The following is a 2,426-nucleotide window of genomic DNA, read 5'->3' as shown; positions in this document are numbered from 1 at the left end:
GTGCGTCACATCGCGGGCTGGGCCAGCGCGCCGGTGGCGACCTGGGTGGCCGCCGCCCCCAGGTTGCCGAGCACCTCGGTCGCGGAGACCTTCTGGTCGTCGCCGCCGAGCGAGGCCTTGGCGCCAGGTACGGCCTGCACCGGGGCGGTCACCAGCTGCGGGTCGAGCTCGCCGAAGGAGAGCGCGCCGTCGGCGAACTCCCCGCTGTGGTCGGCGGCGTAGCGGACCGGCTGGCCGAGCTCCAGGGCCGGGCCCGCGGTGTGCAGCGGTGCGGCGGGCATGGCCAGCACGGCCTGGCCCAGGTCGGCGCCGCGGTCCGCGACCGGCAGCGGCACCACCGCGTCGAGCTGCGGCCCCACCCGCCCGGTGTTGAGCGCGGGCACCACCCGGTCCGGGACGAGCTGCTCGCCGGGGTGCTCCGCGGGCACCGGCGGCTGGAGCGGCGAGGCGGGCAGCCCGCCGGAGAGCCGGCCGTCCTGGGTGAGCAGCGGCAGCGGCACGTTGAACGGGACCTCCCGGCCGGCCAGTCCGTCCTCGACGGAGGCCACCTCGCCCGGGGTCATCGGCCGCGCCTCGGCCGCGCCCTGGGCGGCGGCGACGCCGGCGCCGACTGCGAGCAGCAGGGCGCCGGTCGCCCGCTTGGAGAGCTTCATGCTATTCACCGTTCTGTCCGAATATCTGTGCATGGGATTGGCTGCGCGCATGGAGAGCCGTGCGGAAAATCAATCTGCGCAACGACCGACGCACGACGGGATTGCGACGGTTAACCGGTACGGGCTAATAGTGCGACTGGAATACCGCCACGGTGATGATCCATCAGACGTCTGCGAAGAATCTGCGTAACTTTCCCGGCGGTCATTCTTTGAACCGGATGTCGCAGCTCGACGGCGACGCGACCGGAATCAGTCGAATACCGGGCACGGCCGCCGAGCCGGCACCCGAGCTTTTCAGAGAGGTATCTCCCCATGCTGAAGAAGACCTTCGCGGGCCTCGGCCTGGCGGCCGCCGCGCTCGCCGCCGCGGCGTCCCCGGCCGGCGCCATCGGCAACGCGGACGGCTCCGCCGGCTCGATCCAGGGCAACGGCGGCACCAACGCCACCGGCACCTGGGGCGACCACAGCCCCAACTTCCACTTCGCCGACAACCCGAACGTCTGCCTCCCCGAGATCCACAACGTGGGCGTGGCCGTGCTCGGCGTCGCGGTGCCGGTCGAGGTCGACGCGCTCAACAACCAGCCGAAGCAGACCTGTGTGGTCGGCGACGGCACCATCGGCAGCGGCGACGGCGGTGTGTCCCACCTGATCGGCTGACGCCGACCGACCGCTCCACCCGGGAGCCCCGCTCCCGTCCCCCGATTCCCCGGTCCGGCCGTTCCCCCGGCCAGGCCGACCACCCGCCCGGCGCGAGCCACCCGCCGGGAGAGGCTCCACTCCATCAGAAGATCCGAAGAAGGAATTCTCGAAATGATCAAGAAGGCTCTCGCCGCCGCCGGCGTCGCCGCCGCCGGTGTCGCCATGGTCGCCTCCCCCGCGATGGCCATCGGCGACGCCGACGGTGCCGCCACCTCCCTGCAGGGCAACGGCGGCACCAACGCCACCGGCACCACCGGCGACCACAGCCCGAACTACCACACCCTCGACAACCCGAACCTCTGCCTGCCCGAGGTCCACAACATCGCGGTCGGCGCGGTCGTCGGCCTCGCCGTGCCGATCGAGGTCCCGGTCCTCAACAACCAGCCGAAGCAGACCTGTGTCGTCGGCCAGAACACCGTGGGCAGCGGCGACGGCGGCGTGTCCCACCTGATCGGCTGACCCTGCCGGTCGAACTGCCGCCGGGCCCGGGGGGAACAGCTCCTCGGGCCCGGCGGTCTGCTGTCCGCCCGGCCCCTGCCGTACGACGCCGCCGGTGCCGCGCACCGGTCCCGGCCGCACCGGCCGTCCCGCCCGACGGGCCGTCCGGCGCATCCGGGTGACGCCGCGTCACCTCGGCGCGTACGGCGGGGGCCGGACCCCCGTTGTGATCACTATGTGTCAGTGCCACGCAGCGTGCCGGGCCCGCTCCGGGTGCCGTCGGCCCGCTGCCGAAGAGAGGACGTCTCCATGAAGAGCATGCTCGCCAAGGCCCTGCTGACCACGGTCGGCGCGATCGCCGTCGCCGGTGTCGCGGCCCCGGCGTACGCCCACGTCGACGCGGGCGGCGGCGGCACCCTGATCGCCACCGCGGACGAGCCCTTCGTCGCGGGCGAGGCCCACGGCTGGGCGGAGACCAGCCACATCGCGGTGGCCGGTCAGAAGTGGGGCTGGGCGACCAGCACGGCGGTCGGCGGCGGCGGCGACGGCGAGGCCCACATCGGCTGACGGCGCCGACGCGAAGGCCCGGCCCCGGTAGTTCCCCGGCCCCGGCGGAGGGCGGGGGGGGGGGGGGCC

4 protein-coding genes are annotated in these 2,426 nt (G+C 73.7%); 3 read left to right on the top strand and 1 reads right to left on the bottom strand.

The features are described from left to right. Positions 1 to 5 precede the first annotated feature (5 nt). Positions 6 to 653 carry a hypothetical protein gene (locus ACFV0G_RS38360; RefSeq protein WP_380558205.1) on the bottom strand — a complete coding sequence of 216 codons (648 nt, stop codon included), beginning with the start codon at positions 651 to 653 and terminating at the stop codon, positions 6 to 8. A 312-nt stretch (positions 654 to 965) separates the two neighbouring features. On the opposite strand from ACFV0G_RS38360, the gene ACFV0G_RS38355 reads away from it, so the two are divergent. From ACFV0G_RS38355 to ACFV0G_RS38345, 3 genes are all read left to right on the top strand, one after another. After that, positions 966 to 1,310 (top strand): rodlet layer protein, encoded by a 345-nt coding sequence (locus ACFV0G_RS38355; RefSeq protein WP_380558202.1) that lies wholly within the window; start codon positions 966 to 968, stop codon positions 1,308 to 1,310. 153 nt (positions 1,311 to 1,463) lie between these two features. Beyond that, the gene (locus ACFV0G_RS38350; protein WP_380558200.1) at positions 1,464 to 1,811 is read left to right on the top strand and encodes a rodlet layer protein; all 348 of its coding nucleotides are present in this window, start codon (positions 1,464 to 1,466) and stop codon (positions 1,809 to 1,811) included. A gap of 288 nt (positions 1,812 to 2,099) precedes the next feature. Beyond that, positions 2,100 to 2,357: a hypothetical protein gene (locus ACFV0G_RS38345; protein ID WP_380558199.1), complete on the top strand. Its 258-nt coding sequence runs from the start codon at positions 2,100 to 2,102 to the stop codon at positions 2,355 to 2,357. Positions 2,358 to 2,426 lie beyond the last annotated feature (69 nt).

It is taken from the genome of Kitasatospora sp. NPDC059571, assembly GCF_042735675.1.
Taxonomy (GTDB): domain Bacteria; phylum Actinomycetota; class Actinomycetes; order Streptomycetales; family Streptomycetaceae; genus Kitasatospora.
This window is presented reverse-complemented; position numbering and strand designations above follow the sequence as displayed.

Bases quoted from the DNA above. Each gene is read 5' to 3' on its own strand.
- ACFV0G_RS38355 (WP_380558202.1), top strand. From the start codon at position 966: ATGCTGAAGAAGACCTTCGCGGGCCTCGGCCTGGCGGCCGCCGCGCTC.
- ACFV0G_RS38360 (WP_380558205.1), bottom strand. From the start codon at position 653: ATGAAGCTCTCCAAGCGGGCGACCGGCGCCCTGCTGCTCGCAGTCGGC.
- ACFV0G_RS38350 (WP_380558200.1), top strand. From the start codon at position 1,464: ATGATCAAGAAGGCTCTCGCCGCCGCCGGCGTCGCCGCCGCCGGTGTC.
- ACFV0G_RS38345 (WP_380558199.1), top strand. From the start codon at position 2,100: ATGAAGAGCATGCTCGCCAAGGCCCTGCTGACCACGGTCGGCGCGATC.